Source organism: Paenibacillus nitricinens (genome assembly GCF_052056485.1).
Taxonomy (GTDB): Bacteria; Bacillota; Bacilli; order Paenibacillales; family Paenibacillaceae; genus Paenibacillus_AQ; species Paenibacillus_AQ nitricinens.
Genome location: NZ_CP183948.1, coordinates 527,686 through 554,649, shown reverse-complemented (window position 1 = coordinate 554,649; position 26,964 = coordinate 527,686). Strand labels below are relative to the sequence as shown.

28 protein-coding genes, 1 tRNA gene and 1 riboswitch are annotated in these 26,964 nt (G+C 48.3%); of the genes, 8 read left to right on the top strand and 21 right to left on the bottom strand.

Features of this window, described 5'->3' with window-relative positions:
• Positions 1–6: 6 nt before the first annotated feature.
• From ACN6KS_RS02465 to terL, 5 genes are all read right to left on the bottom strand, one after another.
• Positions 7–933, bottom strand: a complete 927-nt coding sequence (locus tag ACN6KS_RS02465) for a major capsid protein (protein WP_440961264.1) — start codon at positions 931–933, stop codon at positions 7–9.
• Positions 934–1,002: 69 nt separating this feature from the next.
• Positions 1,003–1,617, bottom strand: a complete 615-nt coding sequence (locus tag ACN6KS_RS02460; RefSeq protein WP_440961263.1) for a phage scaffolding protein — start codon at positions 1,615–1,617, stop codon at positions 1,003–1,005.
• An 82-nt stretch (positions 1,618–1,699) separates the two neighbouring features.
• Positions 1,700–2,533 (bottom strand): phage minor capsid protein, encoded by an 834-nt coding sequence (locus ACN6KS_RS02455; RefSeq protein WP_440961262.1) that lies wholly within the window; start codon positions 2,531–2,533, stop codon positions 1,700–1,702.
• Positions 2,533–3,990 carry a phage portal protein gene (locus tag ACN6KS_RS02450; protein WP_440961261.1) on the bottom strand — a complete coding sequence of 486 codons (1,458 nt, stop codon included), beginning with the start codon at positions 3,988–3,990 and terminating at the stop codon, positions 2,533–2,535. Before ACN6KS_RS02450 ends, ACN6KS_RS02455 begins: the two co-directional genes overlap by 1 nt.
• Positions 3,991–4,004: 14 nt before the next feature.
• Positions 4,005–5,687: a phage terminase large subunit gene (terL, locus tag ACN6KS_RS02445; protein WP_440961260.1), complete on the bottom strand. Its 1,683-nt coding sequence runs from the start codon at positions 5,685–5,687 to the stop codon at positions 4,005–4,007.
• A gap of 477 nt (positions 5,688–6,164) precedes the next feature.
• Between terL and ACN6KS_RS02440 the strand changes: the two genes are divergently transcribed.
• Complete coding sequence (locus tag ACN6KS_RS02440) at positions 6,165–6,725, top strand: tyrosine-type recombinase/integrase (protein WP_440961259.1); 561 nt, start codon at positions 6,165–6,167, stop codon at positions 6,723–6,725.
• Between the two features lie 161 nt (positions 6,726–6,886).
• Here ACN6KS_RS02440 and ACN6KS_RS02435 read toward each other — a convergent pair whose 3' ends face one another.
• From ACN6KS_RS02435 to ACN6KS_RS02390, 10 genes are all read right to left on the bottom strand, one after another.
• Entirely contained in the window at positions 6,887–7,276 is a 390-nt protein-coding gene (locus ACN6KS_RS02435; RefSeq protein ID WP_440961258.1) for a phBC6A51 family helix-turn-helix protein, read from the bottom strand.
• Between the two features lie 562 nt (positions 7,277–7,838).
• Entirely contained in the window at positions 7,839–8,288 is a 450-nt protein-coding gene (locus tag ACN6KS_RS02430; RefSeq protein ID WP_440961257.1) for a hypothetical protein, read from the bottom strand.
• 200 nt (positions 8,289–8,488) lie between these two features.
• Positions 8,489–8,935: a hypothetical protein gene (locus tag ACN6KS_RS02425; RefSeq protein ID WP_440961256.1), complete on the bottom strand. Its 447-nt coding sequence runs from the start codon at positions 8,933–8,935 to the stop codon at positions 8,489–8,491.
• A 494-nt stretch (positions 8,936–9,429) separates the two neighbouring features.
• Entirely contained in the window at positions 9,430–10,407 is a 978-nt protein-coding gene (locus tag ACN6KS_RS02420; RefSeq protein ID WP_440961255.1) for a hypothetical protein, read from the bottom strand.
• A 71-nt stretch (positions 10,408–10,478) separates the two neighbouring features.
• Positions 10,479–11,279, bottom strand: coding sequence for a BRO family protein (locus ACN6KS_RS02415; RefSeq protein ID WP_440961254.1), 801 nt, complete (start codon positions 11,277–11,279; stop codon positions 10,479–10,481).
• A 1,310-nt stretch (positions 11,280–12,589) separates the two neighbouring features.
• Positions 12,590–13,156: a hypothetical protein gene (locus tag ACN6KS_RS02410; protein ID WP_440961253.1), complete on the bottom strand. Its 567-nt coding sequence runs from the start codon at positions 13,154–13,156 to the stop codon at positions 12,590–12,592.
• Positions 13,143–13,568, bottom strand: coding sequence for a hypothetical protein (locus ACN6KS_RS02405; RefSeq protein ID WP_440961252.1), 426 nt, complete (start codon positions 13,566–13,568; stop codon positions 13,143–13,145). Before ACN6KS_RS02405 ends, ACN6KS_RS02410 begins: the two co-directional genes overlap by 14 nt.
• Positions 13,569–13,675: 107 nt before the next feature.
• The gene (locus ACN6KS_RS02400; RefSeq protein WP_440961251.1) at positions 13,676–14,014 is read right to left on the bottom strand and encodes a hypothetical protein; all 339 of its coding nucleotides are present in this window, start codon (positions 14,012–14,014) and stop codon (positions 13,676–13,678) included.
• Positions 14,014–14,310, bottom strand: coding sequence for a hypothetical protein (locus ACN6KS_RS02395; RefSeq protein WP_440961250.1), 297 nt, complete (start codon positions 14,308–14,310; stop codon positions 14,014–14,016). The genes ACN6KS_RS02400 and ACN6KS_RS02395 overlap by 1 nt, the downstream gene beginning before the upstream one ends.
• Before the next feature lie 18 nt (positions 14,311–14,328).
• Positions 14,329–14,487 (bottom strand): hypothetical protein, encoded by a 159-nt coding sequence (locus ACN6KS_RS02390; protein WP_440961249.1) that lies wholly within the window; start codon positions 14,485–14,487, stop codon positions 14,329–14,331.
• Between the two features lie 165 nt (positions 14,488–14,652).
• Between ACN6KS_RS02390 and ACN6KS_RS02385 the strand changes: the two genes are divergently transcribed.
• The 4 genes from ACN6KS_RS02385 to ACN6KS_RS02370 all read left to right on the top strand — a co-directional run bounded on the left by ACN6KS_RS02385 (position 14,653) and on the right by ACN6KS_RS02370 (position 17,141).
• Positions 14,653–14,877 carry a helix-turn-helix domain-containing protein gene (locus ACN6KS_RS02385; RefSeq protein ID WP_440961248.1) on the top strand — a complete coding sequence of 75 codons (225 nt, stop codon included), beginning with the start codon at positions 14,653–14,655 and terminating at the stop codon, positions 14,875–14,877.
• Positions 14,878–14,998: 121 nt separating this feature from the next.
• The gene (locus ACN6KS_RS02380) at positions 14,999–15,184 is read left to right on the top strand and encodes a hypothetical protein (RefSeq protein WP_440961247.1); all 186 of its coding nucleotides are present in this window, start codon (positions 14,999–15,001) and stop codon (positions 15,182–15,184) included.
• A gap of 222 nt (positions 15,185–15,406) precedes the next feature.
• A complete protein-coding gene (locus ACN6KS_RS02375) occupies positions 15,407–16,600 on the top strand; it encodes an FtsK/SpoIIIE domain-containing protein (RefSeq protein WP_440961246.1) in 1,194 nt (397 codons plus the stop codon).
• A complete protein-coding gene (locus ACN6KS_RS02370) occupies positions 16,533–17,141 on the top strand; it encodes a replication-relaxation family protein (RefSeq protein WP_440961245.1) in 609 nt (202 codons plus the stop codon). Before ACN6KS_RS02375 ends, ACN6KS_RS02370 begins: the two co-directional genes overlap by 68 nt.
• Before the next feature lie 150 nt (positions 17,142–17,291).
• On the opposite strand, the gene ACN6KS_RS02365 is transcribed toward ACN6KS_RS02370, so the two are convergent.
• The 6 genes from ACN6KS_RS02365 to ACN6KS_RS02340 form a co-directional block, all read right to left on the bottom strand.
• Positions 17,292–18,239, bottom strand: coding sequence for a tyrosine-type recombinase/integrase (locus tag ACN6KS_RS02365; RefSeq protein ID WP_440961244.1), 948 nt, complete (start codon positions 18,237–18,239; stop codon positions 17,292–17,294).
• A 258-nt stretch (positions 18,240–18,497) separates the two neighbouring features.
• Positions 18,498–18,605: a putative holin-like toxin gene (locus ACN6KS_RS02360; RefSeq protein WP_440961243.1), complete on the bottom strand. Its 108-nt coding sequence runs from the start codon at positions 18,603–18,605 to the stop codon at positions 18,498–18,500.
• Between the two features lie 109 nt (positions 18,606–18,714).
• Positions 18,715–19,467 carry a helix-turn-helix domain-containing protein gene (locus ACN6KS_RS02355; RefSeq protein ID WP_440961242.1) on the bottom strand — a complete coding sequence of 251 codons (753 nt, stop codon included), beginning with the start codon at positions 19,465–19,467 and terminating at the stop codon, positions 18,715–18,717.
• A gap of 2 nt (positions 19,468–19,469) precedes the next feature.
• Positions 19,470–20,519, bottom strand: coding sequence for a tyrosine-type recombinase/integrase (locus ACN6KS_RS02350; protein WP_440961241.1), 1,050 nt, complete (start codon positions 20,517–20,519; stop codon positions 19,470–19,472).
• A 161-nt stretch (positions 20,520–20,680) separates the two neighbouring features.
• Positions 20,681–20,752, bottom strand: a tRNA-Thr gene (locus ACN6KS_RS02345).
• Positions 20,753–20,847: 95 nt separating this feature from the next.
• Positions 20,848–21,156 (bottom strand): MTH1187 family thiamine-binding protein, encoded by a 309-nt coding sequence (locus ACN6KS_RS02340; RefSeq protein WP_094874465.1) that lies wholly within the window; start codon positions 21,154–21,156, stop codon positions 20,848–20,850.
• A 376-nt stretch (positions 21,157–21,532) separates the two neighbouring features.
• Positions 21,533–21,766: riboswitch (cobalamin riboswitch) on the top strand.
• A 217-nt stretch (positions 21,767–21,983) separates the two neighbouring features.
• Here ACN6KS_RS02340 and ACN6KS_RS02335 point away from each other — a divergent pair.
• Genes ACN6KS_RS02335 through ACN6KS_RS02325 form a run of 3 tightly spaced genes read left to right on the top strand, consistent with a single transcriptional unit; the run spans position 21,984 to position 26,871 of the window.
• Entirely contained in the window at positions 21,984–23,969 is a 1,986-nt protein-coding gene (locus ACN6KS_RS02335) for an anaerobic ribonucleoside triphosphate reductase (protein WP_094874466.1), read from the top strand.
• Positions 23,966–24,481 carry an anaerobic ribonucleoside-triphosphate reductase activating protein gene (nrdG, locus tag ACN6KS_RS02330; RefSeq protein ID WP_440961240.1) on the top strand — a complete coding sequence of 172 codons (516 nt, stop codon included), beginning with the start codon at positions 23,966–23,968 and terminating at the stop codon, positions 24,479–24,481. The genes ACN6KS_RS02335 and nrdG overlap by 4 nt, the downstream gene beginning before the upstream one ends.
• A 56-nt stretch (positions 24,482–24,537) precedes the next feature.
• The gene (locus ACN6KS_RS02325; RefSeq protein WP_094874468.1) at positions 24,538–26,871 is read left to right on the top strand and encodes a ribonucleoside-diphosphate reductase subunit alpha; all 2,334 of its coding nucleotides are present in this window, start codon (positions 24,538–24,540) and stop codon (positions 26,869–26,871) included.
• Positions 26,872–26,964 lie beyond the last annotated feature (93 nt).

The window sequence follows — 26,964 nt, the reverse complement described above, 5'->3', positions numbered from 1 at the left end:
GGTCAATTAGGCAATAATACCGGACAAACGTGCGGCGGACTTACCGTCAAACAGCGCCAATCCAGTGTAAAACTCGATACGAGTACGGTAAGCTGGCTTTTCTTGCAGAAGACCGAGGTCTTCAACCATTACGCCGCCGTTAGTCAGACCGGATACGTACTCGTCAGCACCGAATTTAACGGCATAGATCGAAGTTGTATTCGAAGACGTACCTGCAGTCTCGGCGTGTCCGATTACCTTAGTTCCAGCAGCGTTATCACCGGCGTCGAACATAGGCACTCCGTTGTAAGTAACTACCGGCTTACCAAAAGCATCCTCGCTTTGCGTGAAGTAGCCAAGTTTACGCGCAATGGAATTAACCTTAATCATTGTCTTGGAGTCCATGAACAGTGCGTCCGCTCTACCGCGAGTCTGATAAATCAAAGCGTCCAGAGCTTCGAGGAACATTGTTGCATTAGCTGCATCGCTTAAATCCAAACCGTTAGGCGCTGCACTAATCAACTGACTACCCGTAAGGCGTTTCTTCAAACCGTCGAAGGATTTAGAATCTACTGCGGTATCTCCGTTGAAGAAAGTATCTTGAAACTTAAAAGCTGCAGCTTTTGTTTTTAGCGCCGTTTGAATAGCACGTTGATCGTTGATATTAGAACGTGTTTGTTGAATGAATCTATCCACGTCCGCGTCTCCGCCTAGGATTACCAGGCTCTCAGTAACCGGGTTAACCGTACCAGTAGACTCAGTGTAAGCCTCGTTCACACCACGAAATGCAACTCCTGGTAGCGTAGCCTCTCGGTTGTAGGTGTAGGCGTTACCTTGAATGTCCATGAACGGCATGAGTTGCAGCACCGGCGCATTCTGTACAAAAGTCTCGATTACCCCTTGTTGAAGTGTGTTTTGCGAAAGTTTCGCGGATTCCAATAGTGTCAAAGCCATTTATAAATCCCCCTAGTTATGTTTTTTGTAATAAAAAAGAGCCCACAAGGGGCCCTTCTGCTTACTTACTTATTTACTTGCGTATCCTGCCGAAAGCTTTTCCCGAGTGCTGAGGCCGTCAGTTCCAGGCTTGCGACTCCCGCCGTTTGTATCTCCGCCAATTTGACGGCTCCCACCGCCAGCCGTATTCGCTAAGTACGGTTCCGCCAAGATGAGCGCATCGACCGCTTCCTTTACGCCGACCGCATTCCCGTCGTCATCCACCGTAACTGCGCTCAAATCCGCTAGTTTCAACGCAGCCACTAAACGGTCCGCAGGTACGTTAGCCTCGCGCGCCAATGACTTAAACTCCGCGTTAATCAGACGTTGATTCGCTGTAGTGAGCGCCCTATCCCGCTCAGCCTTTGCGGACTCCGCTGCAGCGAGCGCGGCCGCCTTCTCCGCCTCTAATCGCTCCGTATCGCTTAACTTTGCGGCCTCACGTTCAGCCTCCGCCTGTTCTAGCGCGGTCAATTTCGTTTTGATATCGTCGTAATCTTCGCGGCCTTTACGGTCTCGCGCCAAACGTTCGGCAACTACGCGGTCTAGATCCGCTTGCGTGAACGTCTTGTCCGGTTCGGTATCTTCTTCCGCAAATAACTGCAGGTTTAGCGGATATCGTGAACGTTTAATTTCGTTTTGCATCGTTAGTCCTCCCGCGTTTAAGCGCCGCGTAGCGCATAGTTTCCGCGAAGTTTATGGCGTCGTTTGCGTTCGGACGCGGAGCTTATTGCTCTAGTAATTTCGGATCGCGTATCGGTGATAAAACGTGGCGGCACGACGGGTGAAAAAGCTCACGTCTCGGAATGTCGCCCACAAATGGAAATTCGCCGGGCGCTTCCGGAATCAGTTTAACTATCCGGCCTTCCCAATTACGGCAGGCATCCGTCGCACCATGACGTGAAACAACCGCATAATAAGCGCCGCGTCCTACCGCCTCGTTAGTCGTAGCTTCGCGATGTACTTGCGATAACTTTGTTCGCGCCAACATATCGGTGTAAACTTTCGGGTCCCAGCGCCTTCCGGCCGAATCAATTATTCCGGTATTAACGGAATCGCCTAGCGTTTTCTTCATTCCGCTGAGAATATCGCGGCTAATCGTACGGCTACCGTTGACTCCCTTCGCCATGTTCCCGCGCAAGGAATCTGCGGTAGCCTGGCGTACTGCAATCCGAACCTTTCGCTCGATATTCTGCGTAACGGCCAATACGTCGGCTTGCGTATCCGCCACAGCTGCCGCGACCATCTCACGATTGATGCGGCTAAACTTCGCGATCTTCTCCGCCTCTTCTACCGTTGATACAATGCCCAAATCGACGATCGCGCGGATTACTCCGTCGGTCGCCGCTTTCGGTACGTATTTTTCTACCCACGCTGCGGACTCCGCGTTAAGTCCGCTAAGTATCTTTGAAACTTCCGCGAGTGCAAACTTTGAATTAGCGCGGGATAGGCCGGTTAGGTCGAGGCGCGAAAGTTCGCCAGTTATATCGAGTAGCGCGGTTTTGAATGCGCGAACGAGTATGGTGACGTCGTAGTCGTACTTCGGGTCCGGTATACTCATTACGCGGCACTCTCGCCGGTGTCATTAAATAACGAGGAGTCAACCGTTCCAACCGTTCGTGATTCGTCACCGTCAATTCGTGCGATTGCTTGTGCGGCCTGCTCGTCGTTCACTCCGTCTAGACGTTTAATCGCATCGGATACGGCTAACGTCGGCTTTCCGCCGGTACGTATTTGCGCTATTTCTGCCATTTCGCGGGCGTCAGTAGGTAATCCGTCTTTGAAAATAATGTGCGGCTTCGTTGGAGTATAATCGAGCTCTCCGTTTGATTGTGCGTGTTCCAGCAATTGCGCAATGAACAGCACCTCAACTAGAGCCTTATCGAAATACTGGCGCTTACGCGTCGTCTTCGAAAGTAGTGGGCCCATCCGATACTTGACCGCTAGCCCCGTTGCTCCGCTTGTGCCAGCGTTCTCCTTACCGAGTGCCACCGGAGGAAGTTCGGCCACGGTTAGCAGCGCGTCAATAAGCTTGTCTAGCTCCTTAAAGGCGGACTCAAGTTGTCCGTCCCAAGTAATGTACTGCGGAATAACGTCATCTTTCCCTACCACTTCCACTACTTTTGCGTAGGCGGCCTTTTGCTGCGGTATGCCATCTGGTCCATCTTCTAAAATGCCGGTCGGAACCGCTAGGATTGGGTCCGCGTGTTTATCTAAGATGTTAGATATCTGCGTAAGACGGTGGTTAATCTCGCTCAGAAGCGCCCTATTCTCCGTAATGTCGTCGACGCCTTGCCATGACGTATCTAGCGCAAAGTTAGGAACATGGACCACTAGCGGCAACGGTACTCCTGTAGCCACCGGATCACCTGGCGCTTCCAGTTCCTCAGTAATATTCCACGAAATAACCTCGCCATCTTTAGTCGATTGAGCAGACATTGCGTATTTAGCCGTAATGATTACGCCCGGCCTGTGCGTCTCGACGAAAAGCTCCCACTTAACGGAGTTCCCTTCGGTTACCTTTACGGGAACCGCGATATGATAAGCTGCGATTTTCTTCTCGTTGCCTGGGATAGTTTCCGGAAACACGTACGCCGCGTTTTGAGCTTCAATTACGGCACGGTAAGGGTCGAGAGTTTCGGATAAGGCCCCGCGATATTCCTGCGCCCACTTCACCTTAAAGAACGAGTCGCCCCGATAGGCGTTACCGTAAGCCATTTCGTAGTTGACAGTTCCTAGTGCGTTGTCCTTTACGATACGCTCAAGAGCTTTCTGTTCCGTAGAGCTGTCCTCGCCGGCGCTATATATCGGAGATTCACCGAACAGAAGGTCCGCTGACTTCTTGCAAATCAGCCCGGCGTAGTTCGTATAGATAAACCGATGTTCTTCTACTTCGAGTAACTGAGCAATTCGGCTAATTAGGTATTTACTACAACTCACCAAATCCACGTTTTCTCGATAACGTTCTATCCGATCTTCGTGGTCTTTTGGTGGATAAACTTGTCCTACCTTGAACAATCCCTAACCTCCTTTTAAAATCCTTTTGGCTTCTTGTGCCACGTTCGCCCTCGTCGCCCTGTTCCACCAGCTACCTCAACTGCGCCAGCCAATGCGTCAGGCAAATCGTCGTGTGTTCCTGTTGGAAATTGCTCCATTTGCTCAAACAATAGGCGGTGCGAGCGGTTGAAACGTAAAAAACCGCTCTCAATGAGCGGCTCCAAGGATTCTATGCGTATTTCCTTTTTAGTCCGTGAAATGACGGGCTTTAGTCGAGTAGTTCCGATACGTTCTTTCGATAACCGTTCGTGTAATTGCCGGTACATATCGTGTTGTGCGCCGACAGTTTCAACCGCAAACGTCTTATGTCCATAATCTTTTATAAACTGTGCCGCCTGCTCTAGTGCAACGTGTGCCGGGCATTTGCGCGCCCACGCATCGAGCACGTACATAACGCGCGTTGTTCGGTCTTTTCCTATCGTCACTATAGCGTTATAGTCAGACCTGCTATTCTTTCCTTGCGCGATATCCCAAAATGCGTATAGCTCTAAGGGTCTAGGACGCCCGGAATCGTCAAATAGATCAGATTCGTCGTAGTAACGAAATTGTTCCGGATTAAATATCGCGGACTCTTCGTCGATGGGCGTATTTTGATATTCCGTATTAAACGCCTTGCTTCCGTTAGCCCATTTCCAAGTCATGAGCGTCCATAACGGCTGAACTGACGGCCATAATACGACGGCTCCGCGGTCCATTTCGGTACGGTTAGCATCATAAAAGGTTCGCGCATGGACTACCGAGTCTTCATCGTCTGTATTCAGATAGATTGCGCGGCAATTATCCCACAGATCCGCACGTTCCGGCTCCTCAATCAGCGCCTTATATAGCTTATCGTTGAAGTCCGGCCGCTTCATTACGGTTCGCAGCAGTGACTCAACGTGTACAACCGTACCCATATAGATAATCGCGGTCTTCTTGCCTTCCGGATCGCCCAGCGGCACAACCGTCTGTGAAAACCAATCACGCAGCTTTAGCCGCTGTTCCGGAGTAGCCGCGTTTGTTCTGACGTCTTCCAAATCGTCGCATATAATCAGATCCGGCCGTACGCCTTCCCAATTTCGTCCACGCAACGTTTGGTTACTACTTGCCGCCTCCATCTTCGTTAATAGACGCGGAACTCCGTTAGGCTGCGGCTCCCATGCGATAAACTCCGTAGAATTATCTCTTGGATTCGCTTGCTGCTTCGGGGATAATAGCGGTCCGAAGTCGCGCCGTAGCTTTTCGTTACTTTTGAGCTGGCCCGCGATCCATTCGAGGTTGCCGGTTGAAACCGTAGGCGTCTCCGAAATATTGATGATGTATTTACGGTGCCGGTACACTATCTCGCGTAAAGGTTTAGCCTTCGATAAATACGATGATTTTGCGTGAGATCGCGGCGCGGCACGTACGACCTTAGCGTTTATCGTCCGCATCGAAACATCGTCCATTGTCGCGCATATTTCACAGTGAAAATCGGGCGCTTCGTCGAGACTGGCGATATTGAACCCGTCCCAATTACCGGCGTTACCTGGATTACGTGTCTCTGAGAAATATTCGAACGCGAAGTATAGTAGGTCACCCTCTCCCCGATTTATCCGCGTTAACCGCTCACTTTCGTCAAGGTACTGCGCCAGTTCCGCCTCTTCCTCGTAAGACAACGTGTCAAGGTTCGCAGTCATCGCTCCGATAAGAGCGTCGAGCCCTGCGATCGTTTCCGTTCGTTCATCGCGCTTAAGCCATTGGTCATTTACCCATGCGATAGCCGCGTCACCTCCTTCGTTATAATTGCGTAAAATTCCCGTGAAATTAGCGTGATTACTGCGTTACCTACCAAATAGTCGTATTGCGCTTGTATCGCGCTAATTTCACGGAAATTCTACGGTAAAATCAAGCGTGTGCCAGCGAGTATCAACGTTGCAGCGTTTGTATGTAAAGTTCAAAGTTAAAATTGATACGCGGATTGTGTTCGCACGAGAATGCGGCCTGGCTAGGGGTGCCGGGGGTGGGCCGCCCTCATATTTTCTTGCGAATGTATGATTTTGTATCTTTTCGTACATTCAAAACGTTGATTTTACTAGGTTTACGTGATATGATTAGCACATGATAATGTAATCGTACATTCAACGTACTATTATGTATAAAAAGGACGTGTTAATGTGAGCGATAAAAAGGCTATATACGATGTCCAGCCGCTTAGAACACGCGAGGAAATCGAGGACATGAAGCAGTCACTCCGCCGATGGTCAGGTGAGCGCAATTTATTTATGTTTGTCTTTGGAATAAATACGGGCCTTCGCGTATCGGATATAGTCACGCTCAAGGTTGCGGACGTCAAGGATAAGACGCATGTACGCATCGTCGAACAGAAAAGCGGTAAGGTTCGCAACGTTAACCTCAAAGCGATCCAGCCGGAGATCGCTACGTATATACGCGGCATGAGTCCGGAGGACTGGTTATTCCCTTCCCGTAAAGGCAACGGCTATATCACGCCTACACAAGCGTATAGAGCGCTCGTAAAGGCTGGCGAGATGATCGACCGTACGGATATCGGTACGCATACAATGCGCAAGACATTCGGTTATCACCATTACAAGCGCAATAAGGACGTAGCCGCGCTGCAGGAGATATTCAACCACTCCGCGCCATCCATAACGAAGCGTTACATAGGCATACGCCAGGACGAAATCGACGAGTCACTCGAAGGGTTTAAGCTATAACGAGCGTAGGGTACGTAGATAATGCGTACCCTTTTCGCCATTCCGAAAATTCTCGGAGGGCACGCGCCCAAGCTTCGCAGCAGGTGAAATTACCGCCATGTCAACGCCGGTTAAGTAAGTATTGCGTATTCCTTCATTAATAGGACGCAAGTTATCCCGGTTTACTCCTCCACTTTACGCGCTTGATATTCCGCAATCTTACGGTCCAGTTCCTCGCGGTTCAGCGATGTACCTTCCGTTGTGGTTACGTCAATGCGCTCCGTTAGTACGTCCGTCATTTGTAGCACGAGCTTAGCGGCTGCAGCGTTGTGTTCCGCCTCCGCCGCGTCAGCCATAGCCGCACCAATCGAAGGCACGCGATCGAGAAGGTTACGCCGTATCTGCTTCTTTAGTTCCGACTCAAATAGCGGATCGCTACGCCAGTTCCATACCGCTTGACGTGAGACACCGCATTCCTGCGCTATCTGCTCAATAGTAAGTCCGCCCCTATTCGGAAGCGCTAGGTAACGTATAGCTATCAAGTGTTCCGGATTTAACCGTTTCAATGCCACCGTAATTCCTCCCGTATATTAGCGCCTAAATGACGCGTATAGTATTTGTACTACCTTGCGTGATAAACGCCTATATTAACGTAAAAAGTACGCATATAAATAGCGCTATTCCTACGCCCAGGCAAAGCGTAAGAACAGCGCCTAACTATATCCGATACTTAACGTATATAAACGAAAGAAACTACGTTTACTAACATACGCGCGTATCCGATACCTAACGTAATAGATTCGGTATATAGCGTTATACAAGCGAAGTAAACTACGTTTATTAACATCCGCGCTATTCCTTGTCTTTGCCTACATGAGATACTACTTTGATTAATCATCATGAATATGTAAGAGTTCTGTCCTTTGCTAAACCTATCTCAGTCACTACCGTTCCCTCGAAACTATTTTTATGCGCGAATAATCTATCAATCATTATATAAGCTCCGCGAGGATTCATGAGCGTAGCGAATTAATCCGATGTGGTATGTTTTGTTTATTCTTACATGTTCGTTATTACACGTTTGTTCTTATTACCGTCACTCTCCGGTGATTTAGGTAATTCACTGTAGAGTGATTAAGCTAGTTCACTCCTCGGTGAATGACCATATAATACGTCCAGCCTACCTCGTATTTGCTCGTCAGTAAGTCCGCTATAATACTGCGGATAATAGAGCTTATCGCGCTTATTAGTCATATAATCGTACGCTGATTTAACGAGCCCAACCGCCTCAAGCGCATCACATAGCGGCCGTATACGGTTCCGCCCGATTCCCGTCTCGTCAGCGATACGCTGTACGGAAGGGAATGCGCTCATGTAGCGGTCGTTATCCGGCTGTCCGTTTACCATCGCCAGGAGATACGTATATAGGGCCGCCATGTGCACGTTACTCTTGTCGTATTCGCGCGCGATTGGCACCAACCGACGGAATAAATCGTGCGGAACAGGCGCGTATAGCCCCCGTTCCAAACACGCTGATTTGCGTCTTGCAGCTTCGTGTCCTAAGTCGCGAAATTGTTTGCCCATACTCCACATCACTCCACTCCACGTAATTTACGCGCTAACTAGCTGCGCTATACTCATCTAGGCTCCGTTTAACCGAGTCATCCTTAGCGTATAGCCAGAAGCGTCCGCCGGTCTTTTCGTTAAGTCCTACGCAGATATATCGGTGTCCAGCCGCCCTCAGAAAGTGGAACATAGCCGGTGAATAACAATAAAGGTAATTACTAGGCAACGCGCAACTCCCCTTTCAAACTACTTATAACCTCGCCGATTTCCTGTACGGTCAGCGCGTACTTTATGCGAATCATAGGAACGCCCGCCTTTGCGCAATGCCTGTCTTTTCTACGGTCAAACTCTTGTTGAAACGCGAAATTATAGTCTGCTTTACTCGGGTCCCCTTCGCTAAAGACTGACGGTTTGTAATGCTGCTCCCCGTCGTACTCGATAAACGCGATAGGTTCTCCGGAGGATCCTAGCACTGCAAAATCGAATAGTAGAGGTCTCCCGCAAGCTCCGGTAACGCCCTTCCTGCGCACTTGCATTCTATATTCTAACTGGTAAAAATCTAGCCAGTATTTTACGGTTTTCTCACCCGAAGACTCACGGCCGCCAGGATCAATAATGACATTTATATCGTACATACACTTTGCACAGAGGTCTGTGCCGTACATGCGGTCCCTCCTAACAAGAGACCATTTCCGAGGTCTCCCTACCTTACCGCAAGCGTCACATATAGGAGTAACGAGCTTTTCGGACCTGCGTGGTAGATCTTCTGTTGATACGTTTAGCTTCTTTACGCTGGAGTCTATAGCGTAACCCCTGTCAACGTAATACTGACGGTTGTTGAATACTAGACTCACCTCTATCGTCTTCTCTAGAACTCCCACTCTATCAACCCCTCCATCGTTAAAATAACGTAAGGACGTGCGGAGTATACCCGCAACATTCGTAACCTTATCGCTCTGTACTCTCTTAGTCCGCAGATCGCGCATAATGCAACCAAACCACGCAAAATACGTCTCCCCTTGTTACATTTTCCATAAAATAAAGCGAATGCCGCCAGACTCTTCCGCCTTTTCTCCCTTTGGTTTGTGCGGGGTTTTAGGCAGCGATCGCCTTTACTTCTTCCTACAAAGACTCTAGATATACATCCTTACGGATACATTTACGCGACCCTTTCCGTAATTAATTTACGGATTCTCAACAGCCGCATTTTCACGGTTGTGTACGGCAGTCCAATCTTCTCCGCTGCGTATTTCCGTGAAAGACGATACTCACCGCTTGGGAGTACGTGGTAGGACGCGCAGTCCCCCGCGGCCATGTCCGTTTCGACAATAACGATGAGCTCACGTAGAAAATCCGCCTGCTTACTAGTTACGCGTTTATATACGTAATTTTCCGTAGAGTTAACGTCTAGTATCGTTCGGAGAGCCCCAGTATAAAAAGGCGCAACCATTCGGCGCCGCCCGTCTACGGTAACCCTCCGCATCCCTTTTCGGCGCGCTTGGGCTTCATAGTAGCGCGTTAATAGCGCCTTATTGACGTAGGTAACAACCTCCCTTGGACTACGGCTGACATCTACGTGTTTAAGCGCGTATTCTAGCGCGCAGACCATGTCCGCCATAACCTCCGCCCGTATCCGCGCCTCCTCAATCACGACTTCCCGTTCAGTACGTTCGGCAACGTCTAGGGCGTGTTTGAAGTGTCCGAACGAGCTACCGAATCCTTCTTCGCGGAATCTTAGCTCTATTCGGCTGTTCTTTTCTCTTAGCCAAGCGGTTAATTCCGGTGTTAACGTGTATTCATAGCCGAAATCGTTCTGCCGCACCGGTTTGGTGGGGACGCGCATACGTAAATCGAGTACCATAATTGATAGGTAGCGATTTATCTCCGAATGCGCCCACATAGATTCTTTACGTATATAAAACACCTGTTTGACGGCCTTCTCGCGGATCGCCTTTATCCGATATGCGATATACTCCTCCGGGCTTGTTAGATTAATCGAAATATCGTGCGTGAAGTTCGTTTTGTATCTGCGTGAAGTATTCGCTAAGAAATCCATTTCGACATCCTCAAGTATTACTTCGATTATGTGGCGCTCACCGCCCGTTTGGTACGCGGCTACTGCTTGGCGAAAATCCATCCGTATTCCTCCTCCGTTTGTTTGTGAAAAAGAGGCGCCTTCAAATCTGAAAGTGCCTCTTTTCGGTCTGTTTATGCGTTCAGGTTTAAATTAAGCGTTATCGAGGATGGCCGACGCGGTTCGAAAGTGATTACGTTACCCGGCGGATAGGCTTCCGGTGCAACCTTACCCGCGAGAACGCGCTCAATGTACGCAATACCTTCCGTCGTTACGCGAGAGTATGGACGCGCTACTCCGCCGGGAGACACATACGGTATTACTTCGAAATAGCGCGGAGTATACCGCTGATAAGGGAGTCCGTCTTGGCGGATCAACTTACGGTCTCTTAGTGTGTCGCGTAACACTTTCGGTTTCATGCCGAGCAACTTCGCCACTTGATCGACCGTCATCGTCCCGTCTGCGTCGATGAACGTATCGAAGGCCTCGACCTTTGGCGCCATTGTGACGATTTGCGCTTCTGCCGCGAGGCGGGCTCTCCGTTCCTCCGCAAGCCGTGTGACCGTCTTTAATAATAAGTCCGGATCATCGAGGAGCGCATCAGTCGCGTACATCCCCGTTTTGCGGATCGACGGGATTACTTCGTGTGTGATCCAGCGTTTGAAGGCACGCGCTTCCGGCTTGCGGCTACGCAGAATTGCGGAATACAGACCCGGCTCACTAATCGCTGTTATGTTGGTGGTTAAGTTACTACCGCCCTGCTTAATTGACAGGTTGGTTTTTTCGTCATCGTCCAGGTATCTCGTCATCGCAGAGGTCTCCGAAAACTCAAGTACCTCCGCTATATCCTTCGCAACGAACCATGGTTCCCCTTCGACCATTACCGTTCTCACTTCCGCCGATTCGTACGAAAATACTTTCGTTAGCTGCTCCATTACGCTGCCTCCTTTTGTTTGGTTTTATATAAACGACTAAGCTACGAAAGGCAGCCGCGTCGGTATTATATCCGCGTCCTCCCTTATCGTGTGGATTTTAAACACCTCTATAATTATCAACGTAAACGCCTACCCTCCCGCACACTTTCAGCGAAAATAAAATATCCGCTACTCATATACTTACAGCCTACAGAGCCTCCCACACCATTTACGGTATTATTTACAGCGCAGTGTCCTATCGCACACTTCGGAGAAAATTGCGCCCTTACTGTACTTGGTGCCGCAGACTACTGTTTCGCACACTTTCCGTATAACTGTATTAACGTGGTCGATCTCGTTCCGTACACACTATACGAATATATACGTAATGACTTCGGCTTCCCGCACTAATTCGGATATCAACACCCCCCCCATAACGAATGCTCCCGTTACACGCCTACCCGCACGCTTATACGTTAATTTGGGTGTATACCATCGCCTCCCGCACTATCTGTGGAAAAACGCCTATACTATAGATATGGACGCTAATTCTACAAACTGAGACATGCGCTATACTACATTATTGGAAGTCTACAGACACTCACGCACCATGATCGCATGAAAAAGGACGCTTTCTTCTTCTTATAGCGCCCGTATGTACTATATATAGTCTATTTAGGTAAAAATAACCCGATATATAGTGTTTGTAAACAGTTTTATAAACAGGGATAATAATTTATAAATATTTGGAACCTATTGAACATACGTTCGTATTACTGTAATATAAAGGACAAGCAACCTCGGATGCCCCCGAAGCCGCTAAAAGTAAAGGCGGTGCCACCCGCTATATGTTAACGTAGCCTGCAGACGGACAAGTCCGCAGATTACAGTAATTGGCGTAATAAAATCCGGACACACATTGGCGTGAGTGACCGGACATGATCCGCAAGCATTTGGCGCTACGAGCGGGTGTTACACGCAGTATTGACGTACTACGTTATGACGTGGTGGCGCTGAGAGGTCTTTATAATCCCGCATGACGATCCTCCGTCTGTAACCGGTAGGTACGGAAGTAAAACGAATGTCAACATTCAGTATCGGCCATCAACGTTAGCGCGAAGACGGTCCGAAGGCAAATCGTTACCCGAGGCGCACACCTACGGGATTGAGCTTAATTTCCGCCCACTTATCGTTAACTTCGCGGATGTACAGTCGGCGGCGGTCTTTACGGGCGAGTCTACGGTCCCATTTCATCGGCTATCACCTCCTTTATAGAATTGCGCGAATTCATCTTCTCCGGCGTTCGAGCGCCCTCGGTGAAGGTAAAATCATTAGGCGATTATAGCGAGCACATTATCTTTTACTACCGTCTTAACTGGTGTGATGCGGAATCCAAGCAATTCGAGCTGAGCAACCGATGCGAATTGCGTTCCGCCGGCCGACCGCCGATCTGTCCCAGGAAAAACATGGAGGAAGGCCCTCGGTGATAAGACGCGTTGCTGACGACGGGACCATCTGTTTTTTGGCAGCGTGACAATGTAGTTTCCTCTACGGATATCCACGCAATAACCAATCTCCTGTATGCGCGGTAATTTAATAAAACATTCAGTTGATTTTGGTTTTTCTACTAATTGTTCGACTGTAACGTTAAAACCGATTTGACGAAGTTGTCTCGACGTCACCAAAAGTTCCCCACTCATTAATCGAAGTCTAGAGCGACGAAAGACCGCGACAGCTACCGACCAGTCAATAAGCGCACGCTGAATGCCTATAACATCACTTACAAAGGTAAAGGACACCCGGCCGCCCTTGCTTCCGCAGCGCAGATATTTAATCGTGAGTAAAGCTGTGTTGTCAGTTGTGGTGCTGATGTCGTTGGGTATTTTAACTAGCTGCATATGCGAGGTCCTCCGTTTCTGTAGGAGGAATGATGAATCCGATATCTTCTGCGAGTGTGCGTGTAACCGGTAAGCTGCCGATAACAGCTCGTTCGGAAACGCCAGTAATACGTTGAAATGCACGAGCGTTGATTACAAGTTCTTGCGGGGTATCGAGAAGGGAAACGATAATATTACCGTATGGACCGGGCTTGTACGTGACCCAGGCAATAGGGGCGCTAGTGTTGAGCTGCCGAGTCTGTGCTGGCGTGGCTGTGATCTCGCCGTACATTTTGCGAAGACTTACCTGCGGGAATATAGCTGTAAACGTTGGTAAACCAATAAGGGCGCCCTGACCTGCCTGCACGTCTCCCAACGATAGCGCTACGCGAACACCTTCGTCGCAACGCATGAAATTCAGCTTAATAGTCATTACTTAACCTCCAATATGTGTATGATAGCGGTAATCCGCGACGGACTACTCAAATATGAGTTCTCCGTTTCAACCCGTGCCGCGACGGGCCATCATCAGGCGGTAGTTTATATCGTCAACCCCAATTCCAGCAACGGCGCGGCAACCAAATCGCGCACGATAAATTCCAAAGCCGAAATGCTTGTCCACTTTTTAACCAGCGCCGGTATTACGTCAGCAGCCGCGCCGGTCACGTTCTCTGCAATAATCACGCCAGCGTCTTCGTTGCCTCCTACGTAAATATCCGGATCACCTTCGCTTTGGCGGACTTCCTGCGCCCATAGTTGGCTATCAGATACAAAGAGTGCGCGGTCCTCGCCGATGAGGAAAGCCTGCAACGTTTCGTACTGCGGTTCCTCGTCATCAGCGTCATACAGGTAGATTAGCGTAATAGGCTTAGCGTTCATTACGCGCCCTCCTTACTGCGTCGGACCAACTTGGATAAAAGTTCGATGGACGACATTTCCGTTATGCGATCGAAAAACGTTACATCGTCTACCGGTAAATCGAAGCCGACTGCTCCGGAGCCTCCGGTTGTTAGGTATTCGCCGTTGACGCAGTTAACGCGCTCAAGGATAACGGTGCGGTATTCAGCGTCGATATAAAACGCGTGGTTATCATCAACGAGGACGCCGGGATATTCGTAACGCTCTAATTCTTCGTTCCTATCGTACAGTTCAGTTACAACGGTGATTTTAGACATTAGCGTAATCCCTCCGATTTAAAAGAGTAGTTCGCGGACAAAGACGGCGGTTAAGGAAACGGTAGCTTTAGCGATAGGCCATAACGCACCTCTAAGCATAGAGCGGCGGTTACGGATGCCGTTACGTGTGAGGGCGCGGCTTGGATATGGACAAACTTCGATGATATTGGTAGACATTTTGAAACCTCCTTTATAATAGTGAAACCATATGTTATAATCTGCGTATTACATATTAGTTAACATATCGATATGTCAACATGTTGTGCATCTCGTACATTGAATATAATCCTTTTGGCACAACTTGTCAACATCCTGACACTAATTTATTTTGGGGGATTTTTTGTGGATACACTTACTATGAAAGTTCGCTGTTGCTTAGGCGTAGTTATGAAAGAACGGGGACTCACAAATAAACAAGTAGTTGAACTAACCGGGATTAGCCGGAACACGATAACGTCACTAGCTGCTAACGCCACTAATCAAATCAATTACGACACACTCACACGCTTATGTGTAGGGCTGGACCTGACGCCCGGAGACATATTAAAACTAACTCCAAACGAATAAACAAAACGACCTGCGTAGGTCGTTTTTATTTTGCCCTTTAAGTCAACTTTTTGACATATCAACATATCAACGTTCATACGTTATAAGCATGAACGGAATATTCCGAAGGAGGTTGTACATTATGGTTACGTATGGAGCGATCGTCATTGTCACGTTAGGTTCCGTATTAGTTGAAAAGCGATGCCGGACGGCAGGCAACACGAACGGGGCGTTAGCTGCGCGGAGGTTTGGCCGGATGTTTCTATTAGTTACCGGTGGACTGATCGCGGCTGAATGGATCATCGCAATGATGGATATGCTCGGATAACGGACGCCGATCTTCCGCCACCCCTACCGTATAGCGTTCCTACATTTCCGAGTTTAGCCGAAGCAACCCCCTCCCCCTTTATACCGATATTTCATCCGTTTACTATGCGCCAGGCGAACAGTCAATCCGAATGGTTAGATGGCTGCAGCAGTAGCGTTATAGCTTGTACGCTACCCTTCCGCCAACTCGAAAGAACCTTAGTTTAGACAGGAGGCCCCCAAATTGTTCGAGATTGGGATTGGGTTATTGATTGGGTCTGTTGTATCTTTATTCTCTTCTCTCTCTTTTTCTTTTTCTTTTGATCGAAGTAAGCAGCTCATCTCTGCGTGCAAAACGCTCGGACTGATGGTAACGTACGGCGAGGAAGTTGCTCTCCCCTCCGTCAATGCAGAGTATGCGCATCCCTGGGGCGTGCGGCTACTCATCGGTCTACCCGTTGGATTATCGTCGCAGAAATTCATAGACCAGAAGCTCGCGCTTGCCGAAGCTATCCGCGTAGATCCGAACGACGTAGAGATGCGTTACAACGACGGAATTATCCTCGATATATTTTCCGCAGGAATGCCGGACTCAGTCCCGCATAAACAACCGTCGGGAGATTCGTACCGCGTACTTATTGGCGTAACGCGACGCGGTGAGGAACGTTACTATGACTTCGACGGAGCTTATCCGCATCTGCTCATTGGCGGGATTAGTGGCGGAGGCAAGTCGGTTATGCTGCGCTCAATATTAACAACGCTAGCAACCGGACCTGCGCCGGATATGTATTTATGCGATCTCAAAGGCGGCGTTGAGCTCGGTATCTTTCGTAATTTGGCAAGCGTTAGGGGATTCGCTACTACGCTGCAGGACGTTCGGACTGTCCTTGCCTCCGTTGAATCCGAAATGTTAAGGCGCTACGAGGTGATGTCCGCTAATGGTTCGCAGAAATGGTCCGGTAAGAAGGCGATATTCGTCGTCGATGAGTTAGCGGACTTTAAAACACGCGCCGGTGACCCGGACAGTAAGCTAAAAGGCGAAATTAAGTCGATACTTACGCGAATATCCGCTAAAGGTCGCGCGGCTGGCGTGCTTATATTACTGGCTACACAGCGTCCATCGGCGGATATCGTAGACGGATTGATTAAAACGAATATCGCCGCGTCAATCTGCTTCCGTACGCGTGACGGTACACAGAGCCGCATTATCCTCGATAACACAAGCGCAGAAGAATTGCCGGATGTTCCTGGACGCCTTATATTCCAGACGGCGTATGATGAGACGTTACAAGCTCCGTACCTAACGGCGGAAGATGCTCGGAAGTTAATCGCGGACTTACCTACGAAGGAAATTAAGGAGGACGCCCCTTATGTCGCTGACAGTAAACCGGACGCAGGCAAAAGTTTCACGTTGGATCGAAATTTTATCGAGCTGTGATCGCTTCGGATACCTTACTACTTCGCAGATACAACGGCTCCATAACCTCGGCGGCCGGCGTAATACCACGCGTATACTGAATGATATGGGCGAGCTGCTTTCGTCGTTCCGCGAAGGTGAAACCGTATGGTATTTAAGCGCAAAAGGCCGCAAGGAAATCGGCAGCCAAACGCAGCGGCGGCGCACGTTACACGTACAACATACGATCATTAGAAACGAAGTATATATCGCATATAAGCCGGAATCATGGCGCGAAGAGTATACGGTAAAGTGGGACGGTAAATCTATCGTAGCGGACGCGCTCTATGGTAAGCCGGGCGGATATACGTTTCTTGAGGTGGATGTTACGCAATCTATGGCGCAGAATGAACGTAAGATAGCGCTGTACCGTGAGATCCGGGATAGTGGGCGCTGGCAGGCAAAGAACGGAGCGTTTCCGGATATTCTATACGTAACAGTGAGCGAATACCGGCGCAAAAAGCTGGCGGCGCTATTAGACGGGATGAAAGCGCGAGTTCTAACGGTCGATGAATTGCGTTAAATTAGCGCCTTTACCTCGTACCATACTGCTAATACTCATACAGGGCCCATACGCGCTAATTCACGGCTAAATGACGGAAAAATTAACGTATATGACGATATAACGAAGAAAAAGCCGGTTGGCCTATGTAGGCTTTCCGGCTTGATTGCGCTAGTTGAAGATCGAACTGACTGGCGAAAATTTATCGTGTTGTTTTGATATGTCGGCCTGAAACATTTCAGTATACAGCTGCGCCATGTGCAGGCTCTTGTGTCCCATAATCCGCATCAAACTTACGACATCTCCAGAATTCAACACGTAATTTCTGGCGAAGGTATAACGCAAAGTATGACACGACACACGAACGCCCTTTATACCGGCCGTCTTCCCATACTCAGATATCTCCTCCTGGATAGTACGACGTTTCAAGGGTTGTCCGTCAACATTAACAAAGAAAATGGCAGAGTCAGTCTCACCGCGGAGTTCCAGATATTCGCGCATGTGTGCAGCAAGTATGTCGCTGAATGGGACGAATCTTTCCTTCCGCCCTTTTCCGAAAACTTTAATTACTCGTTCCTCCCAATGCACATCCTCAACACGAAACGTCAACGCTTCTTCTAGGCGTTGACCGGTATCCAGGATCAAGAGTAAAAACACGTAATTCCGGTAACCTATCGGCGTCGATCGATTAGGCACGTCAAGTAATGCCTTCACTTGATCACGGCTCAGCGTACGCAAAACACGTTTTTCCTCCGATAGCTTCTCTACTGACTCTATCGGGTTCTCGATCAGATATCCGGCGCTGCAAAGGAAATTAAAGAATGCTCGCAAACTCCGTATATATTTGTTGATCGTCGGCGCGCTGTTACCGTCATCCATTCTCGTTTGAATAAACTCTTGAATATCTTCAACGATAATGTCGTTGATTCTCTCAATACCGTTGTCGTCTAGAAAATTGTTGAATTTTGAGAGAGCTTGTCTGTATGAATCTGTGGTATTCTCGGTCAAATTCTTAATCTTACGCGATGTTATGAACATGTTTATTGCAGAATACATATCCAATTTTTCCTTTTCCTCGCGTGCCTCAAGTATTAATTTTCTTTTTTCCTTGTAGTCCATATAGGTAACCTCCTCGTTGTATCTTCGAAAGGCTACCACAAAACTGTAAACAGAAAAAGCGCCCAACCTCTTTAGGATTCGGAGGCCGAGCAATACCTATAAGTAAAAACATATAAACAACAATTGTTGTAACGTTGCCCGAAAAAGCGTACAATAAGAGTAAGAAAAGTAAGAAGACCGTAATTATCGCGAGACGATACGGCTTCATATTTTTAAATGTAGATCATAGAAAAGTAGCTAACTCTTGGTCGGGGCGAGCTACTTTTTTGTTTGTCTTAAAGCTTGTATTGAAATAATAAGCGCCATCACGGCAATAGTGTAGTTTCCGAAATTGAACATTAACGATAAGGATTCATAAGTACTCATTTTATCCGCTCCATTGCCGTTCGTCTCGCATCCATATTATAGCATATTAATTCTCGCATCAACCAATTTTCGAACGTATGTTCGTTTTCGGCGTACCTTCGCGTTATATTCAACCGCCAGCCCTTCGTTTATACCGCAGCGCCTTACACTCCGCTAGTGCCTCCGTATAGGCATCGTAAAACAGACCTACCGGAGAATATACGCTCTCCTTCGGCAACCCTGTCCGAAGATCCACCGCCTTCGCGAAGTATCTATCCGCAGCCAGTTCGATTATGTCTGGCTCTAGGCGACCGTTAAACCTCCGCGTCAGCATTTGGTATATATCCGCGAAGTAGTGATCGTAAAGAGATGCCGTATCGTTGAGCGGCAGTTTACGCAGTGCTTTTGATAATGTTTGTAGGACTGCTTCATCATTTTCCGTAGCGCCCTTATTTATTTCTCTCTTAAAGTCTTTATTACTTAAATCATTAATAACTTGTATCTGATTATCCGATTTCGGCTCGTCCATATCGGGAATATCCGTATGTGGAAAATCCGGCTCTGGATCATCAACGATTGGCCGCTCATAAATAATCGTCTCCATGCCGGTGATACGATTAGATGAATCACGTGTTTGTCGGCGCTCAACGTATCCAGCAGCCTCTAGTTCTTTAATAGCGCTGTAGACCGCATCCCGGCCGTCTGTAGAGCGTTTTACGAGATCGCCAATATAAACCTGCCAATTCGACGGTTTTGAAAGGAGATAACCGAGCAGCCCCTTCGCTTTCCAGGACAACCGCTCGTCTGATAAGAAATACGGATCGAGTATCGTGTAACTACTATCGCGTTTAGATACGCGGACAATTCCACCTGATGGTTTCATATTTACCCCCGTCTCTTTACGTTAAGACGTGATATAGGCGAGAACTGCGCGTGATTGTCTCTAATTGCGCCTTCACTCGGTTTTACATAGCCTTGCGTCGTCTTCACGTCCGCATGCGCAACAATCCGAGCGAGCGTGAATAAATCCCCACCATTAACGAGGTAATTCGTACAGAAGTAATCGCGGAACCTGTGAGGAGATATGCGCGTTTCCTTCGTATCAATGCCGGCCAGCGTTGCGTATTTGCGTAGCTGCTTACGGAAGTGGTCTGCCTTTAATTGTTCCCCGTAGTTACTTACAAATACAAATGTCGTATCGAAATGCGCGCTCGTTTCCTGTATAAGCCGCAGGAGCTCCCGTAAGACAGCCGGAGATAGCGGAATAATTCTTGGCTTACGGTTCTTATTCAACGACGCAGGGAGCCGTATACAACGTGCAGAGAAGTCTATATACGGAGTCTCCAGCGCGAGTAGTTCATTAATGCGCAGGCCCGTATCTGCGAGCGTTAACATGGCAGCCCTATCCCTTATGCCGACGTAGCTCCCTGTATCCGGAGCCGCTAATAGGGCGTCGAGCTGCTTGTCCGTAAATACCGTCTTATCCTCCGTATCATGGCGCGGTGCTTTAATACGAGCTGCCGCGTTCTCGTTTACGATATCTTCTTCCGCCCAAAACTTACACATCGTCTGTAAAGCGCGGAGCCTGGACGTAACAGTCGCGTTAGACAGCGGTTTACCGTCCTTCTGCCGATCCTCTACGTCCTCATAACGCGTATGATCGTGCGTCATATAGCCGAGATATTCACGAAGCAGCTCCGCGTTTATCTGCGTAACGTCGGTTATATCATATCCATACTTCGCCAGCCACTCGTTAAAGTAGCGCCAATAACTGCGGTAATCGGATAACGTGCGCTCGCGTAGCCCCTCGGACCGTTTTGCACTATAAAACAAGTCGAACGCCATTTCGAGCGTTGTTCCTACCGGCGGCTTATTTACGCGGCTATTCTTCGAGTTAATAACGGCTTTCTTTCCTAATCGCGGATCATTAGACATAACAAAACCTCCCACATTTTACCGTAGGAGGCTCGTATTTATCCGTAAATCAGCGGCTACGCACCGACGAATTAACGTCCGGAATGCGTTGCCCTATCGTATGCCTATCCGTAACATTCAACGCTGACAAACGTTGATATAACGGGGAATTTTAACGCAGATGCTGGTGAAGGGAATTGAACCCCCGGCCTACGCATTACGAGTGCGTTGCTCTACCCCTGAGCTACACCAGCTTAAAGCTGATTTTTCTGTCAAACAAAAAATATTATACAACTTCCACCCAGAAACGCAAGTCTATTTCTCTCTATTTCCCTGCTCTCCCGAACTGCTATTCCATCTGTAGTTTACGCTCCACAGATTCCAGCTTTCCACGGCTAGTAGAGGGTTTATCTCGGCGGTCGTCTATTTTAAGTGAGGTAGAGACACGCTCTGCACCTGCGGCAAAAGGAGACTCGTGCAGCGCCTCGACTGCAGCAAAAATACGCTGAAGAGGCCCTTCGATAATTGTACCCATGGATGTAAGCTCATAAGTAATCCCTTCTACCGTCTTCAGCACTCGCTGCATATCCGCAACATAGCTGCTAAGGCTCGTACTACCTGTTCCAATCGGAATAACGGTTACTTCAGCAATAGGCATGGAAATACCTCCTCGGAATTTTAAAGTATGTGTCTCCTTCTATTGTAACAACTCCACCGCTCTCCCACAAATGATCTCAGCTTTATTATGCCCCTTCTTCTTTCCCCAAAAAATTCTCCGAAATATGACTTTCGCCACGGGTATTTTTTCTTACGTGAATTCTAGGGTCATCTGCACTACATTTATGGACTCTTTGTGGCATCTTTTCGGACAATTTATGAATCATTTTTCATATGCCTGTGGATCAATTGTGGATTACTTATGGACAGCCTGTGGATCATTTGTGGAGTACTTTTGAAGAACCCGCTCCCCGCGCGGGTTTTCTAAAAAACTGTTTACAAACACAACATCTTGGGTTATTTTTATCTAACGACAACAAAATATAGTGGAGACAGGCGCTTTGATCCTTAATCGGAATTAGAGCTTAATAGGGAAGTACGGTGAAAATCCGCTGCGGTCCCGCCACTGTAACCGGATGCCCTTTACAAGCTTTTAGAAGCTAAAGATGGGCAGATCTCCTGGCAGAAGCCACTGAGGGTAAGAACCCCCTTGGGAAGGCGCTGAGAGGTCCTCCGGAAGCCAGGAGACCTGCCTGTTTCGACGACACCAACTATGAGTGCCTGCGAGGAACAGGAGCGGTGTCCGCATGCGGTCATCTTCATAGAGACCACTACAAATATCTGTGTGGATATTTACATAACGCATCGGGCATTTTCAGCCATCCTCGCTAGGGGATGCTTTTTTTATGAGATCACAATGAATATACGGCCGCTTATGCGGCCCCACTTCTTAATGATAGGACGATAGACTGAGAGGAGAGCTATACAATGACGTTGTTGGAGAGACAATTTAACGGTACAACAAATGCACGGGAAGTTCTTTTAGAAGAGCTCATTGATTTAGGACGCGATATTATCGACAGCCGGGATTTGGACTTGCTGCGCGAGAATGCCAATTTGAACGGAGAGAGTTTCTCCGGTAAAATGAGCAAGTTCGGCAGTGAATATTCAAAATGGTACGCCCGTAACTTTACGATGCCGCCGCAGCTGGTGCAAGCCATTGATGACAATGTCGTCTATGTGCATGATCTGGATCAATACGCAATCGGAACGACTAACTGCATTTTTATCCCGTTTGATAAGCTTCTCCGAGAAGGCTTCAACACCGGCAACGGCAGTGTTCGTCCTCCGAACTCCATAATGACAGCTATGTCACTAGTAGCAATCATTTTTCAATCCCAGCAAAATGCTCAATATGGCGGCGTATCCGCCAATAAACTCGACTATGATCTGGCACCTTATGTAACCAAATCCTTCGCTAAGCTGTTCCGCAAGGGTCTGGATTATTTTGATGAGGGACAAGCTAATGAATCTTTGGGCGAGATCACAATGAGCCGGACCGATCTGGCCGAGGTATATCCGAAATCGTTCCGTTATGCACTGAAAGAAACTGAAATCGAAACCCTGCAAGCGGCTGAAAGTATGGTACATAATCTCAATACCATGTCCAGCCGATCCGGCGGGCAAATTCCGTTTACCAGTATCAATTATGGTACTTGTACTTCACCAGAAGGTCAGCTTGTAATCAGTTCCCTGCTAACAGCAACGATGAACGGGCTTGGCAGCGGAGAAACACCTGTATTCCCTATTCAAATCTTCAAATGCAAGCAAGGAATCAACCAACAGCAAGGCGATCCTAACTATGAATTGTTCCTAAAAGCAGCGGAATGTTCTGCACGCAGACTGTATCCGAACTTTGCTAATCTAGACGCTCCGCTCAACTTGCAGTATTATGATCCAAGTGATCCTGATACGGAATTTGCTACAATGGGCTGCCGCACTCGAGTGCTCGGTGACCGTTTTGGGCGTAACCATTGCTCCGGGAAGGGCAACCTTTCCTTTAATACACTGAATCTGGTTCGGCTCGGTCTGGCACACGGCACAGTAACAGGCCGGCGTACCGTCGCAGACGAAGCTGGCTTCTATGAGGATCTAAATCACTATATGGACATTGCGCTGGAAGGACTTCTTCATAGGTTCCGCATCCAAAGCGCGCAAAAAGCTAAAGCATCCGATTTCATGATGCGAGAAGGCGTCTGGGAAGGCGGCGAAACCCTCGCTCCTGAAGACTCTGTAGGTGAACTGCTGAAGCATGGTAGTCTGTCGCTCGGCTTCATCGGTATGGCGGAATGCATGAAAGCCATGTACGGCAAACACCATGGCGAGGATATGGAAGTCCATGCCAAGGCTGTGGCTATCGTACGTCACATGCGGGAGTATTGCGACCGGAAAAGTGAAGAACTGAATCTCAACATCACCTTGTTCGCAACACCAGCCGAGGGTCTGTCCGGTAAATTCACCAAGATTGATCGTAAGGTACTGGGTTCTATTCCAGGCGTAACTGACCGTGAGTATTATACGAACTCTTTCCACATCCCTGTATACTATGATCTAGGCGCTGCTCAGAAGATCAGCTTGGAAGCTCCTTTCCATGAATACTGCAATGCCGGGGCTATTTCTTATGTCGAATTAAACGGTAATGCCCGCAGCAATCCAACCGCTTTTATCAAAATCATTAAATACGCACTAGAACAACAGGTCAGCTACTTCAGCATTAACCATCCGATTGACCGCTGCTCAAGCTGCGGATACGAAGGCGTAATTGGAACAAACTGTCCTTCCTGCAACGCACATGAGAATGACGTGCACATCCGTCGTTTGCGCAGAGTTACAGGTTATTTAACTGGCGACTATCAGACCCGCTTCAACGCCGCCAAACAAGCCGAAGTACGGGATCGTGTTAAGCATCTATGAATATTTGCGGATACTATCCGGAGTCGATTAACGAGGGAGAGGGCATGCGGGCCGTCCTCTTCCTCAGCGGCTGCCGCCATCGTTGCCCGGGATGCTTTAATCCCGAGACATGGAATTTTAAATATGGAGAAGTTTTCACCTTAGAACGTCAACATGAAATCATTGCAGAAATCGCCGCTAACCCATTGCTGGATGGTTTAACACTAGCAGGCGGCGATCCTTTTTTCTCGGCAGAAGAGGTACTTGGGTTCATTCATGAGCTTCGCGCCGTGCTCCCAGGCTTCCCCATCTGGATTTACAGTGGTTATACGTATGAGGAACTAAACGCCCTTCCCGGTTCTCCGGAGTGGAATCTACTTACACGGTGTCAGGTATTAATAGATGGACGTTTTATAGAAGAATTAAAAGATACTACACTTCCTTACCGAGGAAGCTCTAACCAACGCATAATCGACATTCCGGCCAGTATGAACGGCTCGGAGGTCTTTCTGTGGCAGCCTACTGCGCTATAATATATCAATTTTTGATATTCAAAATTAATCCAAAAATAAGAAGGGATGAAATAACCATGCCACAATTCGTAGTTAAACCAGATAATCGCCAACTGGCTTTTGATGAGAAACGCCTTTCCATATACGCCGACCGTATCTTGGAGGGTCTTGATCAACTAAATAAAGAAACATTGCTGCGGGGAGTAATTTCCAAACTGCGCCGTGACTCCGTAAGCGGAGAAGAAATTAGCAACGCCTTCACTATGAGTGCCCTAGAACTTGTAACAAAAGAAGAGCCTACTTGGAAGTTTGCAGCTGCCCGTGCCCTTCTGACTACCCTTTATAAAAAAGCAGCCGTTCACCGCCGCTATAAAGCTTATCCAGAAGAGCCTTACGGTGAGCTGTACCCTCTAATCACGGATCTTGTTAAAAAAGGAATCTACCGTGAGGAGCTTCTAACGCATTACACTAAAGAGCAAATCATCGAGCTAGGTGGATGTATCGATTATACACGCGACCTTCTATTCGATTACATTGGTCTGCTTACGCTATCTGACCGTTATTTGGCGCATGATTTTGACGGCCGTGTAATGGAGCTTCCGCAAGAACGTTACATGATTATCGCTATGTACCTCATGCACCGTGAGCCAGCCGAGAAACGTCTTGAGCTTGTAAAAGAAGCTTACTGGGCTATGAGCAACATCTACATGACAGCTGCTACCCCTACCATGTCCAATGCCGGTAAAAAGGTCGCTGGACAGCTCTCCAGCTGCTTCATCGATACGGTGGACGATTCCCTAGAGGGTATCTTTGATTCCAATACAGACGTAGCGCGCCTTAGCAAAATGGGCGGCGGTATCGGCGTCTACCTGGGTAAAGTACGGGCACGTGGTTCGGATATCCGTGGTCACAAGAACACTAGCTCCGGCGTAATCCCTTGGATTCGCCAATTGAATAATACCGCAGTCAGCGTAGATCAGCTAGGTACTCGTAAAGGTGCTGTCGCTGTCTACCTTGATGTATTCCATAAAGATATTCTCGCTTTCCTCGATCTTAAGCTAAATAACGGTGACGAGCGCATGCGTGCCCATGACGTATTCCACGGTGTAACCCTGCCGGACTTGTTCATGGAAGCTGTTGAATCACGCAGCCACTGGAACCTCTTTTGCCCTCATGAAGTGAAGAAGGTTATGGGCTGGACGGATGAGGATGGTCGTCCGCTGGGTCTGGAAGACTTCTACGATGAAGAGCTTGGTAAAGGTACTTTCCGTGAAAAATATGCTGAAGCTACAGCCAATCTGGAATTGTCCCGTATTACCGTTCCTGCGATCGACATCATGAAACGGATTATGAAATCACAGCTCGAAACAGGTACTCCGTATATGTTCTACCGTGATACGGTGAACCGGACGAACCCGAACCGCCACCAAGGTATGGTCTTCTCTTCCAATCTGTGCACAGAAATTATGCAGAATCAATCCGCTACCGTGATTGAACAGGAAGAATTAGTAACCAAAGATGGCAAGACCCGGATTGTTATCTCCAAGATTCCTGGCGATTTCGTAGTCTGCAACCTAAATTCTATTCACTTGGCACGTGCGATTCCAGCTGGCGTGCTGGAAAGACTTGTACCTATCCAAGTACGTATGCTGGACAACGTAATCGACATCAATAATATTGAAGTTCTGCAAGCACAATACACGAACAGCCAGTACCGCGCAGTGGGTCTCGGCACATTCGGCTTGCATCACCTATTAGCACTCAAGGGCATTCGTTGGGAATCTGATGAAGCCGTAGAATATAACAATCATTTGTATGAACACATCAACTACCTGTTGGTACGTTCGAGCATGGAGCTTGCCCGTGAAAAAGGCCGTTATCCGAAGTTCGCCGGTTCCGATTGGGAGACAGGTGCGTACTTTACTTCACGTGGCTACGTTAGCGGTGAACAAGAAGGTAAATATGTAACCACTGAACAATGGCGCGAGCTGCAAGAAGAAGTGGCTAAAGACGGTGTTCGTAACGCATGGATGTTCGCGATTGCACCGAACGGCTCCACATCGATTATTGCCGGCTCCACAGCCAGCATTGATCCTTTGTATGAACTGCTTTCCTATGAAGAGAAAACAACTTACAAGATCGCTAACCCGGCACCAGATCTGTCCGACAAGACAATCTGGTACTATAAGACAGCTTTCACCATTGACCAAAACTGGTCGATCCGCATGGCTTCCGCTCGTCAGCGTCACGTCGATCAAGGCCAAAGCTTCAACCTGTATGTTCGTCCTGACATCAAGGCTACCGAGTTCCTTGAGCTGCATCTGAACGCCTGGAAGGGCGGATTGAAATCAACTTATTATGTGCGTAGCCGTGCTTTGACAATAGAAGAGTGTGATTCTTGCGCTAGCTAATTATCTTAGTGCCCTGAATAGAAAAACGATGATGAATTTCGTAACTGCGAGGAATGTTTGGGCTTCCGGCCGCTGTTGTCATCAGATGTCTTG

Bases quoted from the DNA above. Each gene is read 5' to 3' on its own strand.
- ACN6KS_RS02360 (WP_440961243.1), bottom strand. From the start codon at position 18,605: ATGAGTACTTATGAATCCTTATCGTTAATGTTCAATTTCGGAAACTAC.
- ACN6KS_RS02355 (WP_440961242.1), bottom strand. From the start codon at position 19,467: ATGAAACCATCAGGTGGAATTGTCCGCGTATCTAAACGCGATAGTAGT.
- ACN6KS_RS02405 (WP_440961252.1), bottom strand. From the start codon at position 13,568: ATGACTATTAAGCTGAATTTCATGCGTTGCGACGAAGGTGTTCGCGTA.
- ACN6KS_RS02425 (WP_440961256.1), bottom strand. From the start codon at position 8,935: ATGTACGGCACAGACCTCTGTGCAAAGTGTATGTACGATATAAATGTC.
- ACN6KS_RS02350 (WP_440961241.1), bottom strand. From the start codon at position 20,519: ATGTCTAATGATCCGCGATTAGGAAAGAAAGCCGTTATTAACTCGAAG.
- ACN6KS_RS02400 (WP_440961251.1), bottom strand. From the start codon at position 14,014: ATGAACGCTAAGCCTATTACGCTAATCTACCTGTATGACGCTGATGAC.
- ACN6KS_RS02380 (WP_440961247.1), top strand. From the start codon at position 14,999: ATGGTTACGTATGGAGCGATCGTCATTGTCACGTTAGGTTCCGTATTA.
- ACN6KS_RS02460 (WP_440961263.1), bottom strand. From the start codon at position 1,617: ATGCAAAACGAAATTAAACGTTCACGATATCCGCTAAACCTGCAGTTA.
- ACN6KS_RS02410 (WP_440961253.1), bottom strand. From the start codon at position 13,156: ATGCAGCTAGTTAAAATACCCAACGACATCAGCACCACAACTGACAAC.
- ACN6KS_RS02340 (WP_094874465.1), bottom strand. From the start codon at position 21,156: ATGCCTATTGCTGAAGTAACCGTTATTCCGATTGGAACAGGTAGTACG.
- ACN6KS_RS02390 (WP_440961249.1), bottom strand. From the start codon at position 14,487: ATGTCTACCAATATCATCGAAGTTTGTCCATATCCAAGCCGCGCCCTC.
- ACN6KS_RS02335 (WP_094874466.1), top strand. From the start codon at position 21,984: ATGACGTTGTTGGAGAGACAATTTAACGGTACAACAAATGCACGGGAA.
- ACN6KS_RS02420 (WP_440961255.1), bottom strand. From the start codon at position 10,407: ATGGATTTTCGCCAAGCAGTAGCCGCGTACCAAACGGGCGGTGAGCGC.
- ACN6KS_RS02365 (WP_440961244.1), bottom strand. From the start codon at position 18,239: ATGGACTACAAGGAAAAAAGAAAATTAATACTTGAGGCACGCGAGGAA.
- ACN6KS_RS02395 (WP_440961250.1), bottom strand. From the start codon at position 14,310: ATGTCTAAAATCACCGTTGTAACTGAACTGTACGATAGGAACGAAGAA.
- ACN6KS_RS02465 (WP_440961264.1), bottom strand. From the start codon at position 933: ATGGCTTTGACACTATTGGAATCCGCGAAACTTTCGCAAAACACACTT.
- ACN6KS_RS02455 (WP_440961262.1), bottom strand. From the start codon at position 2,533: ATGAGTATACCGGACCCGAAGTACGACTACGACGTCACCATACTCGTT.
- nrdG (WP_440961240.1), top strand. From the start codon at position 23,966: ATGAATATTTGCGGATACTATCCGGAGTCGATTAACGAGGGAGAGGGC.
- terL (WP_440961260.1), bottom strand. From the start codon at position 5,687: ATGACTGCGAACCTTGACACGTTGTCTTACGAGGAAGAGGCGGAACTG.
- ACN6KS_RS02370 (WP_440961245.1), top strand. From the start codon at position 16,533: ATGTCGCTGACAGTAAACCGGACGCAGGCAAAAGTTTCACGTTGGATC.
- ACN6KS_RS02325 (WP_094874468.1), top strand. From the start codon at position 24,538: ATGCCACAATTCGTAGTTAAACCAGATAATCGCCAACTGGCTTTTGAT.
- ACN6KS_RS02415 (WP_440961254.1), bottom strand. From the start codon at position 11,279: ATGGAGCAGCTAACGAAAGTATTTTCGTACGAATCGGCGGAAGTGAGA.
- ACN6KS_RS02430 (WP_440961257.1), bottom strand. From the start codon at position 8,288: ATGGGCAAACAATTTCGCGACTTAGGACACGAAGCTGCAAGACGCAAA.